Source organism: Pseudomonas sp. Seg1, from assembly GCF_018326005.1.
Taxonomy (GTDB): Bacteria; Pseudomonadota; Gammaproteobacteria; order Pseudomonadales; family Pseudomonadaceae; genus Aquipseudomonas.
Genome location: NZ_AP021903.1, coordinates 3,565,569 through 3,579,553, shown reverse-complemented (window position 1 = coordinate 3,579,553; position 13,985 = coordinate 3,565,569). Strand labels below are relative to the sequence as shown.

Below are 13,985 nucleotides of genomic sequence, written 5' to 3'. Positions count from 1 at the left end.
ATCCATGGCGAATTTCAGCACTCCCCGGGCAGAGTACGCACAAGCCCTGCCTGGCTGGCAGTTGGTGAAACGCTGCGTAGCCGGTGCGCGAGAGGTGCGCAAGCACGACGAGTATTTGCCGATGCCAGACCCGGAAAACAAAACCCCGGAGAACCTGGCTCGCTACAAGCAGTACAAGAAGCGGGCGATGTTTCTCAACATCACCGGTCGCACTCGCACCGGTCTGATGGGGGCGGTGTTTCGCAAGACGGCGGAGCTGTCACTGCCAACCGCGGTGGAGTATCTGAAGGAGAACGCCAGCGGAGACGGCACCAGTCTTGAACAGTTGTCGAAGGAATCGGTCGGCGAGTGCCTGGACAGCGGGAGAGGTGGCTTTCTGGCCGATTTTCCGACAGTTGCTACAGAAAGCGGTGTTAGCTCTATGGCTGATCTGGCCACCAAGCGCGCCCTGATACATCACTACGATGCTCTATCGATTATCGACTGGGATGAGCAGGTGATCGACGGTGTAAAGCGTCTGGTGTACGTGAACCTGCGGGAATGCGTGTCTGAGTTCAACGCTACCGATCTGTCCCGCGAGACATACACACAGAACCGGGTCCTGCTGCTGGTCGATGGGACATATGTACAGCGCGTCTACAAGGAAGGCCAAGAAAGCGTCGAGGAGACGCAGCCTACCGACAAATCTGGGCAGCCATTCGATCACATCCCGTTCAGCTTCTACGGCGCCCAGAACAACGACGCCAGTATCGACAAGTCGCCGCTGGAAGACCTGGCCGACGTCAACATCCTCCACTACGGCAACAGCGCCACGGTGGAGGAGAGCGGCTTCATCAGCAGCCAACCGACACTGTTCATCACCACCAGCATTGACGCCGACGAGTTCGCGAAACTCAACCCGAACGGGATGCACATCGGCTCTCGGCGCGGCCACAACCTCGGGAAGTCGGGGTCGGCAGTCATGCTGCAGGCCACGGAGACCCAGCTGGCCCGCGAGCTGATGAAGGACAAGGAAGAGCAGATGCTGATGATCGGCGCCCGCGTCGTCCAAAAGGGCAGCGGCGCCGAAACGGCAGAGGCTGTTCGAATCCGGTACAGCTCGGACAACAGCGTGCTGGGCACCATCGCCGGCAACGTATCCGAGGCCCTGAAGCGAGCCATCCTCGACACCGAGCGCTTCATGATGGACGCGCCGGACGAGAAGGGCACGGTGTTCTGGCTCAATCAGTCGTTCTTCGACGAGACGATGACTGCGCAAGACATACTTGCCCAGGTACAGCTCTGGCAACAGGGCTTCATTGCCAAGTCCGATGTCCGAGTGAACCTGCGTCAGGGCGGCGTTCTTGAAGCTGATCGTACCGACGAGAAGATTGATGAAGAGCTGGCCAGCGCGCCACCGGTAGGCGGAAACGATGAGTAACGAAGGCTACCTGACGGACGCCACCACTCGGCATCAGGTCTATGTCCAGCGATATGCCGGCGGGAACATGAAGCGGCTGGCTGTATTCATCAGCAAGGCCATCAGGACAGCCAAGGCGCGCGTAGCGGAGGGGCTAAGTTCATACGGTACCCGCCGGTACATTTCGCAGATTAAAACGCTTCAGGGTGATCTGCGGAGCATCTACGACGACATGAAAGGCCGTACGCAGCTCGATCTTGGCGAGTTTGCCGTCTATGAGGCCGCCTTCAATGCCAAGCTGCTCGGCACTGCTATCAAAGCCGTTGTGCAGCTCAATGCACCTGCCGCGGAGATGGTCGCCGCATCAGCACTGGCCGATCCAATGCTGCTAGAGGCAAGGAAGGGCGTGCAGCGCATCAGCATCGCCGGCGCTCTGGACCAGTTCGGAACGAAGAAGGCGGCCGAGATCATCAGCGAGATTCAGATTGGTTCGTCAATTGGCGAAACCAGTCAGCAGATTGCGAAACGCCTCACCAGCATTCACCAACTGCACCGCGATCAGGCCGACTCGCTGGTCCGAACGATCACGAACCATGTGGCCAGCTCGGCGCGAATGGCAACGCTCAATGCTAACGCGGACATCATCGAGGGCAAGCGTCGAATTGCCACGCTCGATGGGCGCACATCACCGTTCTGCCGCTCGGTCGATAACCAGATCGTGCCTCTCGATGCGCCGTCGCCGCCCTTCCACTGGCGGTGTAGGACTTCGGAGATTCCGGTGATCAAAGCTGAGTACCGACGGGAGATATCAGACTCGACCAGGCCCTCTGTGGGAGCAGAAGGTGTTCAGCAGGTATCCAGCAATGTCACGTATCAAGAATGGTTGTCCCGTCAGCCCGGGTCTTTCCAGCGTGAAGTTCTCGGCCCGAGCCGGTACGCACTCTTTTCCAAAGGAGAGCTGAACCTTGACAAGTTCGTCGACGACAATGGCAAGACGCTGTCCCTACAGCAGTTGCGTAACCGTGAAACGGTGGCGTTCGGGTACGCAGGATTGTAGGATCTTTCCTAATTTAATAAATAGGAATAGATCGATGCCAATGACTGGTACCCATAACGACTTCAGGGAGCAACTTGATTTGTCGTTAGCTACATATTTGAAAAATAATAGAGATCCAGAGTTCACTCCTTCAATTCTCAAATTTCAGATCCGAAGCATTTATGATGCTGAATTTTCTCTTGTGGTTGCGAATGTAATTAGTTTTGGAGAGTTGATTCATGCAGTGACAGTCGTTGCTAGCAGTGATGGCGGATGTAAATATGCTGGCGGAAAGTTGGGGTCAGCGTTTTTTCTGGTTAATCTGATCATGCATTGGATTAAGCTCGGAAAGCCTATCGAAGAGTACATAAAGTGGTTTGATCATTTATCTTTGGCTAGTTCGATAATTGCAACTTTTGATGTTGTTTCAGCAGTTAAGGAGATGGACAATATGCAAATGTCTTTCCCTCCTCAACAAAGTCACATCGATCTATTGGAAATGATTCAGATCTGAGCTTGTTGATACCACTATTGCACCCGCTTCGGCGGGTTTTTTTATGCCCGCAGGCAGGGCCTGCACTACGTCTCTGGGAGACAGTAATGACCTTGAAATTCCAACTGGACAGCCTTGATGGCGTCGACGAATCCGTTCAATCCATGTACGTCGAAAAGGACGGCAAGTTCGTCTTGAACATCGAGGGGCTGCCTCAGCCTGAAGACGTATCCGGGCTGAAAAACCAGCTCAGCACACTCCTCAACGAGGCCAAAGAGGCGAAGCGCTTGAAGCGCGAAGCTGAAGAGCAAGCGCAGCGTGATCGTGAAGAAGCTGCGCGCAAATCCGGCAACGTGGAAGAACTCGAACAAAGCTGGTCCGAAAAATACAACCGCCGAGAAGCTGAGCTGACCGGTGCGTTGGAGTCGGAGCGCAACACTCTGCAAGGCCAAATCCGGGATCTGACTGTGGGCCGCACTGCTACCGAGATCGCGACCACTCTGGCCATCCCTGGCAGCGCCAAGGCATTGCTTCCCCACATCGAACGCCGACTCAGCGTTGAGCAGCGCGACGGAAAACCTACCGTCGTCGTGCTGGACGCGGCCGGCAAGCTCTCCGCGGCAACGCTGGACGAGCTGAAAGCAGAATTCACCAACGATCCGGCCTTTGGTCCGCTGATCGCTGGTAGCAAGGCATCGGGCGGCGGGGCCGGCGGTGCTGGGAAAGGCGGCGGGGCCGCAAAAGGAAACATCGGCGGCACCAAAGAGGAACGACAGGCCGCAATCGCGAGCCGGTTCCCAGACCTCCCTCAGAAATAAGGAAAATCACTCATGTCCCTGTCGCAAATGCAGGTCTTCAACGAATACGTAATGCCGGCGACCATCGAAACTCTGGATCAGATGCTGGTCGCGTTCAACGCTGCCAGCCGCGGTGCCATCCTGCTGTCGCCTGACGGCTTCACCGGCGACTTCCTCCAGGAGTCGTTCTTCCAGACCCTGGCTGCCGCCCAGCGCCGCGTTGATCGCTACGCCGCCAACGGTGCCGCGCCGATCACCGACCTGACGGAACTGAAGAACTCCTCGGTGAAAGTGGCTGGCGGTTTCGGCCCGATCCGCTACGAGCCATCGCAAATGACCTGGCTGGAGCGCCCAACCGCGCAGGGCATCGAAGTCGCATCGCGCGCGTTTGCCGAGATTCTGCTGAAGGATCAGTTGAACACTGCGATCGCTGCTCTGGTGGCGGCCATCACCGCTCAGGCAGCTGCCGTGAACGACGTGTCTGCAACCGCCGGTATCAGCCAGGCTGCACTGAACAACGCTCACGCGAAGTTCGGCGATGCGAGCCAGTCGCTGGTCACCCAGATCATGCAGGGCACCACCTACCACAAGCTGGTCGGTCAGGCGCTCACCAACAGCGAGCAGCTGTTCCAAGCGGGCAACGTCCGCGTAGTGGACATCCTCGGCAAGATCTCGGTGGTTACCGACGCTCCGGCGCTCATGCAGACCGGTACGCCGAACAAGGAAATCGTCCTGTCGCTGGTGCAAGGCGCGGCGATGGTGCACGACGGCCGCGACATCATCAGCAACGTTCAGACCACCAACGGCAAGGAACGCATCGAGACCACGCTGCAGACCGATTACACCTTCGGCCTGGGTCTGAAGGGTTACACCTGGGACACCACCGCCGGCGGCAAGTCTCCGACCGACGCCGAACTGGCGACCGGCACCAACTGGGACAAGACCGCCACCAGCATCAAGCACACCGCCGGTGTTGCTCTGATCGGTGATGCCTCCAAGTAACCCCTGACTGTTGAGCCGGGCTTTGTGCCCGGCTCCGCGAGGACATGATCATGAGCGACAAAATCTGGTATCTGCCCGGTCCGTTCCACCAGTACCGGGAAAACGTAAAGGCGCTGGCCAAGGAGCGCGGATTGCGCATCGTCGACGCAAACGTCACCGAAGACCGCGAGGGTGAAGCCTTCGATGTGCCTGAAGTGACACTGCGACAGGCTGCTCCCGCGACGGTTCTGGTGATCGATGGCCAAAGCGGCGGGGAAGGCGCAGCACTGCAGGAGCTGATCAGCAAGTTGAATGCAGAGCGCGACGGCATCGTGCTGCTGATCGAAGCGGCCGAGGGTCTCGCTCCACTGGAACATCCTGGCGCCGGCGAACTGCCGATTCGCCTGTTCGATGCATTGACCTCTATTCACGAAGGCATCGCCTCACTGAAGAGCAAGCGCGATGAACTGCTGGGTGAAGTTGATTCGCTCCGCGCAGAAGTCGCGCGGCTGACTCCTGGACCGCAGAACAACGGCTCAGCTCTCGATGATCTGACCGTCGTGCAGATCAAGGAACAGCTCGACGCCAAGGGTGTGACCTACAAGGTCAACGACTCGAAACCTGAGCTGCTCGCTCTGCTAAAGGCCAACCAGTAGCACCCGGGGTTTCGGCCCCACTCATTCAAGCGGAGGCCTGATGGCTACCTACATCACCGTGGCGGACGTGGACGCCGAGCTCGGGCCTTCATGGGCACCAGACGACAAGAAGGCCCGCGCCGTGCTGCAGGCGAACGCCTATCTGACTTCGCTCAACCTGGTCGGCATCGACATGGACGCGATTCCCGACGAGGTGAAACAGGCCGGCGCCGAGCTGGCGGTCGTCGCCTCTGAGGGCAAGCTGTACCAGCAGCACACCGAGGGATCACTGGAGGCCAAGACGGTAAAGGCCGGATCGGTGACTACCAGTAAGACGTTCGCCTCGATCGACACTACCAAATCCACCGCGCTGCCCGACGGCGTCCAGTTCGCGCTGGGGCTTCTCGCGCAGTGGCGTGCCAGCAGCTTCAGCTTCAACGTGTACAGGTGATCCATGGGCCTACGTGAAGAGATCCAAGCGGACTTGGCCGAGGCCTTCGACACTGACCTGGCCGATGCGGTGCAGTCTTTCACCGGCGAGTACCTCGGCCCCGGCGTATATGACCCGGTGACCGAAGAGACGACCGCCCAGTCCGTGACCTACACCGGGCGCGGCGTTCTGGACAATTACGACAGCCGGCGCATCGATAACGTGAATATCAAGGTCGGCGACGTGATGCTGATCTGCCTGGTCAACGAGACGACGGATATACCTGCTGTCGGGCACAAGATAACCGCAGAGGATTTGCTGACTGGTGATCAAACGGTCTATCAGGTCGTCAGTCCTGGCACTGACCCTGCGAAAGCACACTACGAAATCCAGTTGAGGAAATGACCATGGCGGGAGGATGGAGTACTTCGCCTGTGCTGTTCGCTGATGTCGTCGAGGAGAACATCACTCGACGCGTGCGCGTGATCGCCTTGGCCATGCTGAGCGAGGTGGTTCTGCGATCGCCAGTGGACACTGGTCGGTTTCGCGGTAGCCATGTGATCAGCATCGGTGCGCCGGTATACGTGCAGCCAGCCAAGTTTGACCGCAACGGCGGAGGCACGATTAACGCAGGGGCTTCGGCGCTGACTGGTCTTGAGCCGTTCACCCAAGTATTCCTACAAACCAATCTCCCTTACGCCGAGAAGCTGGAGCAGGGCCATTCAAAGCAGGCGCCCGCCGGTGTCTACAGCGTGGCGTTTCATGGCGTCTCGCAGGCTTACAGATCATGACCTTCGAACAGATCCGCAGCATCGTCATCGGTCGCATGACGCAGTGGGCGGGCATTCCCGCCGCCGATGTCGATTATCCGAACGCTCCAGTGCCCTTTGACCCAGCAGGGCGACCGATCTGGGCGCGACTTGCCGACGTGCCAGGCCTTTCAAGTACGCCAGAAATTGGGCTGGGCCCATCTGTAAGGCGCACAGGCATTCTTGTCATTCAGCTTTTTGTGCCGTCCTACAAAGGCACCCTGGCGATCACGAAGGCAGCGGACACACTGGTTCAGCACTTCGAGTACTACAGCGACCCGACCGGGCCATTTGACTGCTTTGCCGCATCCGCTCAGGTGATCGGCGACGATGGCCTAGGCTGGTATCAGGTCAACTTGCAGATTCCATACCGGGCCTACTGAGCCCACCACACCCACCGCCACATGGCGGTTTTTTTACGCCTTTTGATAGGAGAAACACCCCATGTCCAGTGGTGCCAAGGTCTCAACCGCGTGGAAGCGCGAGATCACCCCCGGAATCACCCCGCCCGGCGACTGGAATGTCCTGACCCGGGTCAGCTTCGGCCTGGTGCCGACTTACAACTCGGAAGAGAACAACGAGATTGGTGCCGACCGAATGGCGCAGGGCACCGCCCAGACCACCGTGGACGTCGGCGGCGACGTGGAAACCAAGCTGCGCTACGGCGCGCTTGATGACTTCATGGCGTCCTGCTTCGGTCGTGACTGGGTCGGCAACGTGCTAACCATGGGTAACGATCGCATTTCGTTCTCGATCGGCTCCTACGCAAGTGACGTTGGTATTGCTGCTGTCGCTCGCGGCGCTCAAGTGGCGACGATGAATTTCGATGTCCCGAACGACAACGAGATCAACGTAACCACCACTTTCGCCGCCATTGCCTGGGACGACAAGGCCGACAACACCTCGTTCATCGTCAATCCGCAATCCGAAGCGCACCAGCGCCGGTACGGCTTCAAGGACGTCAACGGTCTGAAGATCAACGGCATCCAGCTCGGCGAGGACAATGCCTGCATCGACAGTTTCAATCTGCAGTTCGACAACGCCGTGCAGACGCAGCGCTGCATCGGTAATGGCAATCCATTCCCGGGCAACATCATCCCCACCACATTTACGCCATCCGGCTCGATCACCATGAGCTGGTCGAAAGCGGCCTACAACTTCTGGAAGTCGCAGCAGACTGGGGATGCGCTCAGCTTTGAGTTCACCCTTAACAACGGCGACGGTGGCTATACCTTCCTGCTGCCGGAGATGGAAGTGAGCGGTGACTGGCCGGATGGCGGATCGACCGACATCATTCAGGTCGAGCTGAGCTATACCGGGCGCCGCGTACCGCCGACCATCACTCGCCTGCCTGCGCCGATTGTCATTGCTGCAGTGAGCGTCACTCCGGCCACGGCCAGCATTGCAGAAGACGAGACCGTTGACCTCGAAGCCGTAGTCACGCCAGTTGGCTCCAGTCAGCTTGTCACCTGGACATCTTCGGCACCGGCCGTTGCCAGCGTAAGCGCAACAGGGCTTGTAACTGGCCTTTCGGCGGGCAGCGCAACTATCACGGCGACCAGCAAAGCAGACGGCACCAAGACCGACACTGCTGCGATCACCGTCACTGTTTAACCCTTTGCCTGGTGCGCACTGCGGTGCGCGCCGGGCCTTCTACCGCAGAGGATTCTATGGCTCTCGTCATTACTCAGGCCCCAAAGCTGGATCTGGACGGCACGCGCTGGGTCGATATCGACAAAGGAGTGCGGCTCAAGATTGGATCGGCCGGCAATCCGAAATTTAAATCCCACCACGCACTGATTTTGCGTCATCAGGCAGCCGTGGATTCGCGCTATGGCGTCGGCACGGAAGGCTTCGATCCGTCGAACACCGAGATTGCAGAGATCGAAAGCATGGACGACATGCTGGTCGACCTGGTCTGCAAGCATCTGATCCTCGACTGGGAAGGGGTGGAAGAGGCGGGCGCACCTGGTGTCGATGCTGAATACACGCAAGAGCGGGGCAAGCTGCTCATCGCTGTGCGTCCTGATGTCTATTTCCTCGCCCTGAAAACCGGCAGCGATATCGCCATGCGAGCCGAGGAGAAAACCAAGGAAACGGTGGGAAAGCCATCGCGGCGTACCAATGGAGCAGGGACTGGGCAGGCGCGGAAAACGAGAAAAAGCGCTGGAAGCACGAACGCCTAGGGAAAGGCGTTCCGCCGGTGCCTTTGGTTGATGGCATAACCGCCGAAATACTTCAGGCCTACTCGATGATTGGCCGCTCGCGCCAGTATGTCGGAATGATGGGCGCGCCGGCGCCGATAACGCTTGGCATCATCACGGATTACTTGGCGATTTATCCCACCTCGCTGGGTAGGGCAGAATTTGACGCCGCGATCTTCGCCCTTGATGACGAGTTCCGCACCAATTGGGCCGAGCAGCAGGAAAATGTGTCTCCGAGAAAACATAGCTAGGCCGGGGTTGCTTTCTTTAATAGCTCGCGAGCTTTTTTTAATCTCGCAAGAATTGCTACTGAACGAGGGCCCTTATGAACGAGGGCGGCGCTCCGTCTTTTGACGATTGGTTGCGACTTGTAGTCATCTGTGATGGTTTGCCATTGTTCGCAAATAGCAATTTCCCCAACATAGTTTCTGGACTTTCTGTGCAAGATCGCTAAGCGCTCGAAATAAAATGGGGCGGCACATACTCGATTCCCCTCCGCTTGGGACCAATAGTTATTGGCTTCAGCATCACAGCAAGCTTGCATTATCTCTGGATCATCTTTGCCCGACTGAGCAAGATCATAAGTCGCGACCCCCGCAACCTTTGCCTGCAAACCAAGATCATCGATTGTTATCTTCATGGCGTGAAAATCTCCCTTTCCGGCCTTAAAGCTGCGGATTCTCCATCGTTTAGGCAGCGCGCGCAGCTTAATCTTGACCTGATGCAAGTCGGTCCATGCTAGGTGTGATTTTGGTTCATCCCGATGATGGTGGTAGATTGCTGCCATCAACAGGGAGGGTTTATGCAAATAATTATTGCTGTCCTACTTTTTTTGATCGCTATCTACATAGTCCCATGGCTGCTAAGTGTTGTACTGCTGGCTCTTGGGGCTTACGCGTTTGTAGTGGTGGTGATTGGTGGCGTGCTCCTCTTTCTTCTTGTGGCATTTGGTATATGGCACGGGGTATATCTTTTGAGGCAGAGAGCGGCAGGAAAGAGAGTCGCTCTGGCACTGCAAATGGACATTGAGCAGTCCGACGCTATTCATGCTCGCGCTGCCGAAGAGCGAGAAAGAAGAGCTCAGATCAAGGTTGCCGAACAAGCGGCAGAAGCCGAGAGACTGAATAGCGAGCGCACCAAACGGTCGGTCCCTTGTCCAAACTGCTCAAGCATGATTTTGCGAGGAAGTATGTTCTGCCCCGCATGTGGCAAACCGCCAATCCGCGCATAGCCAGCAACAGATAAAAATTTAACAACCCGCTCTGGCGGGTTTTTTTTCGCCTGGAGAAAGCTATGGCGCAAGAATCACGACTCGCGATAATCATTGACTCGCGGAATGCGCGCCAACAGGTTGATGACCTGAGGAATAGCCTGAATGGCCTCCAGAGTGCAGGAGGTCAGGCTACGGTAAGTGTAAATGGCCTGGGCAATGCTGCGCGGGCAGCGGCAGGGGTTTTGGCAGGGCTTGGGGTTGGGCGTCTCGCAAGTGGGCTGCTGGAAATGACGGATCGTTTCAAAACAATGGCCGGCCAGATCAACCTTGTGAGCAGCTCTACTGCAGAGGCATCCAGAACGTTTGAAACTCTCAAGGCTATGGCCAACTCCACCGGATCGAGTCTTGAGAGCACGGTTACCTTGTTCACACGCATGTCTAACGCCACTCGGGGGGCGGGCTTTTCGCAAGAGCAACTCCTGAAAGCCACCGATGCTGTAAACAAGGCTTTTTTGGTATCGAGCGCAACCCAGCAGGAGGCGACCTCCGCAAGCATACAGCTCTCGCAGGCAATGGCTTCAGGTGTGCTGCGCGGTGAGGAGCTCAACAGCGTCATGGAGCAAGCCCCACGCATCACGCGCGCGTTGTCCGAATACCTGGGAGTTACCAACGGCCAGATCCGAGCCATGGCCGCCGAGGGTAAAATCACTTCTGAAATTGTCATGAACGCCTTGCTGCGATCCCTTACTTCGCTGAACAAAGAAGTGGAAACCATGCCGCCTTTGTTTGAGCGTGCAGCTCAGGTGCTGAAAAACAACTTTTTAGCCGCGATCGGACAAGTCAACACACAACCAGCAATCGATTCAGTGAAAGCCCTCGGCGAGGCTTTTGCCTCTCCCGAGATCATCGGAAACATCAAAACGCTTTCGTCCTCGTTGTCGAGCATTGCTAGTGTCGGCGTGCAAGGCTTTCAAGGATTGGTGTCAAACATTGATGCTCTTATCGCTATTACTGGCGCATACGCAGCCAAGACCGGAACCGGCTTGGTCATATCGCTGGCTGCATCAGCCAAAGCACGATATGACTCGATCACCGCCACCCAAGCTCAAATAGTCGCAGAAAGACAGGCGGAGGTGGTCTCAACTGCTGCTGCGGCACAAACAACGCGGAAGGCGGTCACTGACGAAGCTGCGGCACTTGCTGCTTCTCAACGAGCGCTTGTGGAGGTAGCAGCTACGAGGTCAATGCAAGCGAACTCTGTGGCGCAACTGCAGAGCGTACAGCAGCAACTTGCGGCAGATAGAGCTCTCGAGACGCAGCGCCTTAAATCGCAAATTACAGACGTCGGAAGGCAGCAATCGCTTGCTCGGCTTGCCGAAATTCGTAGGGCAGAAGCAGCGGTAACCATTCAGCAAGCGCAGGCCCAAACAGCGCTGAATCAAACTCTGGGTAGAGAAGCAATTGCTCAAAGCCAAGTAACTGCCGGAAATGCGCGCCTGTCTGCATCAAGAGAGGCTGACACCATTGCAACCAATCAGCAGAACGCGGCGCAGTTACGTCTCAATGCCTCTCAAGGGGCGGGATCGAGGCTGTCTGCAGGCTTGCTAGGCCTTGCCGGCGGCCCAATTGGTGCAATTACTACTGCCTTGGCGCTTCTTGCTGGTACCGCTCTCTATTTCGCTACCAGCAGCAAGTCAGCAACCCAAGCGTTGATCGATCAGAACCTGACAATTGACGATTCGATCGCAAAGTTTAAGGCTCTCAACGATGAGCAGCGCCAATACCAGTCATCGAACTGGATGGCCAAACAAAAAGAAGAGACGGATTCTGCTGCAAAGGCTCTTGAACAATACCGAGACAAAGCCACTCAGGCCTTGATCTACTCAGGGCAGTTTGCCGGTTCTACTAGAGAAGAGTTCGAAAAGTTCTTTTCACAGGTGCAATCCGGGCAGCAAAGTCTTGGATCGCTAACCCGGTGGCTGTCTTCGAATACCCAGATCACCAATGAGTACAAAACGTCGCTCATTGGATTGGCCAATACATATTCGTCGAGTAGCGAGGACGCGGCCCGATATGGTGAGTTGCTCGCGCGAAGCCAGCAGGCATCAGATGGCGCATCTGCTTCTACGAAAAATCTCGCTGGTGCTCATGGCGCTTCCGTTACAGCAGTGTCCGGCGGCTCTCAGGCCTGGGAAAAATACATTTCCCAGCTCACGCAGACTCGCGACCTCATTGGTGCAAATGCGGCGCAGGAGGCGGCTTACAGCGCGGCAAAGGCCGGGTTCACTGCGCAGCAGATTCAATATGCACGCCTGACCGGTGAGCAAACCGACCTGTTGAAGAAGTACGAGCAGGCGGTGAAGGACCGTAACAAGGTGGAGATGGAAAGCCTCCGGTCCCAAATCACGGCATCTTATGCTGCGATACAGGCTGCTGAGGATGTTGTCGCAGCGAAAAAGAAGGCCGACCTTGAGGCTGCGAAGTCTGCAGAGGAAAGCGCCAAGAGACAGATCACAGCTCTCGAAAAAGTTGCTGCTGCCTCTTATGCTGCCCTTATCACAAAGCCTCAGGAACAGCAGAATCTTGCCGGTTATGGCCTGCTGACCAACGGGAAGACCGAGCCAGTCAAGCCTCGTAAAACACCGGAGCAGCAAGCACAGGAGGCAATGGACCGGATAACCTCAGGCGTAACTCCGAACAAGGCGCCGAAAGGCAAAAGCGATACATCGAAGATCAGCGCAGCAAAAACGGCTTTCGATGAGCTCTACAAGGCCGCCCAACCTGCGAAGTTCGCGCTTCAGGACTACGTTGAGAAACAAGGTCAGTTGTCCCTGCTGCTGTCTAAAGGGAAGATCACCCAGGACGAATACAACGAGGCGCTGGCGCAGGTTTCGATCAACTACGCCGCAGCGATCAAGGGTGCGCAAGGTCTGACCCAGGCCGAGCAGTACCGGGCGCAGCTGGAAAAGCAGCTTTCCACCCAGCGCACGCAGTACGACCTTGAGGCCGGCGCTGTCGGCATGGGAGATAAGGAGGCCGCTCGACTCGAACAACGTGTCCAGCTTGAGCAGCAAACAAACGATCGCATCCTTCAGTTGCGCACCGAACTGGCCAACGCAACAACAGAGAAGCAGCGCCAAGACCTGCAGGCTCAGATCGACCTGACCAACGAATACCTGCCGAAGCAGGTGGCCGCCATGGAAGATGGATTCAGGAAGATCGACGCCGCCCAGGGCGATTGGACAAACGGGGCGCGATCGGCCTTTCAAAACTACGCCGATCAGGCCGCCGATGTGGCTGGCCAGACCCGAACGCTGTTCACCAACGCCTTCAGCAACATGGAAGACGGCATCATCCAGTTCGTGAAAACCGGGAAGCTTTCCTTCAAGGATTTGGCCGACGGGATCATCGCGGACCTGATCCGGATTCAAATCCGCCAGGCTGCGGTGGGTATTTTCGGATCGCTGTTCAGTGATTTTGCGGGGGCGGGTGCGTCGGCGGCAGGTAACGGCTTCGCTGCCGGATCTTCTGCTGCAACCTCGTCGAGCCTCGGCGCGTCGGCGGCAGGGTACACCTCGAAGTTCGGCTTCTCCGATGGCGGCTACACCGGCGACGGTGGGAAGTACGAGCCGAAGGGCGTGGTGCACGGCGGCGAGTTCGTAGTCCGAAAGGACGTGGTCGCGCAACCTGGTGCCCGGGAATTCCTCGAGCGCATGAACGCATCCACTAAAGGATACGCAGACGGCGGTTTCGTCGGTTCAACCTCGGGCGCTAAAGCCTCCAACGCTGCGCCGGCTTCTTCAACCTCCGGTGCCGGTCCTGTCATCGAGCAACACTTCAGCTTTCAAGGAACGCCTGACGACGCAACCATCAGCATGGTCAAGGAGGCAGCGATGCAGGGTGCGAAAGGTGGCTATGAGCTGGTCGTCCGCGACTTGAAACAGAACGGAACCATCCGCCAGCTGATCGCGCGGCGCTAAGCCTTTAA

Annotated in this window: 16 protein-coding genes; 15 read left to right on the top strand and 1 reads right to left on the bottom strand. The window is 57.3% G+C overall.

Annotated elements, in window-relative coordinates; genetic code table 11:
• Positions 1-4 precede the first annotated feature (4 nt).
• The 13 genes from KI231_RS15840 (at position 5) to KI231_RS15780 (ending at position 9,035) form a co-directional block, all read left to right on the top strand.
• Positions 5-1,420 (top strand): DUF4055 domain-containing protein, encoded by a 1,416-nt coding sequence (locus KI231_RS15840; RefSeq protein ID WP_212809023.1) that lies wholly within the window; start codon positions 5-7, stop codon positions 1,418-1,420.
• Positions 1,413-2,456: a phage minor head protein gene (locus KI231_RS15835; RefSeq protein WP_212809022.1), complete on the top strand. Its 1,044-nt coding sequence runs from the start codon at positions 1,413-1,415 to the stop codon at positions 2,454-2,456. Before KI231_RS15840 ends, KI231_RS15835 begins: the two co-directional genes overlap by 8 nt.
• Before the next feature lie 34 nt (positions 2,457-2,490).
• Positions 2,491-2,949, top strand: a complete 459-nt coding sequence (locus tag KI231_RS15830) for a hypothetical protein (protein ID WP_212809021.1) — start codon at positions 2,491-2,493, stop codon at positions 2,947-2,949.
• A gap of 86 nt (positions 2,950-3,035) precedes the next feature.
• Complete coding sequence (locus KI231_RS15825) at positions 3,036-3,746, top strand: hypothetical protein (protein ID WP_212809020.1); 711 nt, start codon at positions 3,036-3,038, stop codon at positions 3,744-3,746.
• A gap of 12 nt (positions 3,747-3,758) precedes the next feature.
• Positions 3,759-4,727 carry a major capsid protein gene (locus KI231_RS15820; protein ID WP_047297589.1) on the top strand — a complete coding sequence of 323 codons (969 nt, stop codon included), beginning with the start codon at positions 3,759-3,761 and terminating at the stop codon, positions 4,725-4,727.
• A 50-nt stretch (positions 4,728-4,777) separates the two neighbouring features.
• The gene (locus tag KI231_RS15815; protein WP_212809019.1) at positions 4,778-5,362 is read left to right on the top strand and encodes a hypothetical protein; all 585 of its coding nucleotides are present in this window, start codon (positions 4,778-4,780) and stop codon (positions 5,360-5,362) included.
• Between the two features lie 40 nt (positions 5,363-5,402).
• Positions 5,403-5,792: a DnaT-like ssDNA-binding protein gene (locus KI231_RS15810; RefSeq protein ID WP_212809018.1), complete on the top strand. Its 390-nt coding sequence runs from the start codon at positions 5,403-5,405 to the stop codon at positions 5,790-5,792.
• Positions 5,793-5,795: 3 nt separating this feature from the next.
• Positions 5,796-6,176: a glutamate 5-kinase gene (locus KI231_RS15805; protein WP_212809017.1), complete on the top strand. Its 381-nt coding sequence runs from the start codon at positions 5,796-5,798 to the stop codon at positions 6,174-6,176.
• A complete protein-coding gene (locus KI231_RS15800; protein WP_103302201.1) occupies positions 6,173-6,562 on the top strand; it encodes a hypothetical protein in 390 nt (129 codons plus the stop codon). The genes KI231_RS15805 and KI231_RS15800 overlap by 4 nt, the downstream gene beginning before the upstream one ends.
• Positions 6,559-6,963: a phage tail terminator-like protein gene (locus tag KI231_RS15795; RefSeq protein WP_103302200.1), complete on the top strand. Its 405-nt coding sequence runs from the start codon at positions 6,559-6,561 to the stop codon at positions 6,961-6,963. The genes KI231_RS15800 and KI231_RS15795 overlap by 4 nt, the downstream gene beginning before the upstream one ends.
• Positions 6,964-7,024: 61 nt before the next feature.
• On the top strand, positions 7,025-8,194 hold the full coding sequence (locus tag KI231_RS15790; RefSeq protein ID WP_103302199.1) for a phage tail tube protein: 1,170 nt from the start codon (positions 7,025-7,027) through the stop codon (positions 8,192-8,194).
• 56 nt (positions 8,195-8,250) lie between these two features.
• Positions 8,251-8,766, top strand: coding sequence for a phage-derived protein YdaY family protein (locus tag KI231_RS15785; RefSeq protein ID WP_212809016.1), 516 nt, complete (start codon positions 8,251-8,253; stop codon positions 8,764-8,766).
• Between the two features lie 17 nt (positions 8,767-8,783).
• Positions 8,784-9,035 (top strand): hypothetical protein, encoded by a 252-nt coding sequence (locus tag KI231_RS15780; RefSeq protein WP_249412039.1) that lies wholly within the window; start codon positions 8,784-8,786, stop codon positions 9,033-9,035.
• Here the strand turns inward: KI231_RS15780 and KI231_RS15775 are convergent.
• The gene (locus KI231_RS15775; protein ID WP_212809015.1) at positions 9,032-9,424 is read right to left on the bottom strand and encodes a hypothetical protein; all 393 of its coding nucleotides are present in this window, start codon (positions 9,422-9,424) and stop codon (positions 9,032-9,034) included. The two genes, KI231_RS15780 and KI231_RS15775, sit on opposite strands and share 4 nt — an antisense overlap.
• A 162-nt stretch (positions 9,425-9,586) precedes the next feature.
• Between KI231_RS15775 and KI231_RS15770 the strand changes: the two genes are divergently transcribed.
• Both KI231_RS15770 and KI231_RS15765 read left to right on the top strand, forming a co-directional pair.
• Positions 9,587-10,015: a zinc ribbon domain-containing protein gene (locus tag KI231_RS15770; protein WP_212809014.1), complete on the top strand. Its 429-nt coding sequence runs from the start codon at positions 9,587-9,589 to the stop codon at positions 10,013-10,015.
• 62 nt (positions 10,016-10,077) lie between these two features.
• Complete coding sequence (locus KI231_RS15765; RefSeq protein WP_212809013.1) at positions 10,078-13,977, top strand: phage tail tape measure protein; 3,900 nt, start codon at positions 10,078-10,080, stop codon at positions 13,975-13,977.
• Positions 13,978-13,985: the final 8 nt, after the last annotated feature.